Raw genomic sequence first — 223 nt, forward strand, 5'->3', positions numbered from 1 at the left:
ACACGGCGAAGCACTGCACGCCGAGGCGTGCCGCCCCGTCCTCGAGGACCCTGTAGAAAGAGGAGACCCGATCCGGCGCGATCCAGCAATCGGCCTCGTCCAAGGCGAGGACGCGCGCAACGTCCGCCTTGACGACCGCGATGAGCCGCAGCGCCATGCCGACCACGTTGGTGAGCGCGCCGCCGTTGTCCTCCAGCACATCCTCGAGCGTTCCGTCCGGGCG

General features: G+C 69.5%; 1 pseudogene. It reads right to left on the reverse strand.

Annotated elements, in window-relative coordinates:
* A pseudogene (locus tag E4K09_RS02820) lies at positions 1–223 on the reverse strand (AAA family ATPase); the annotation flags it as partial.

It is taken from the genome of Microvirga pakistanensis, from assembly GCF_004458765.1.
Classification (GTDB): domain Bacteria; phylum Pseudomonadota; class Alphaproteobacteria; order Rhizobiales; family Beijerinckiaceae; genus Microvirga; species Microvirga pakistanensis.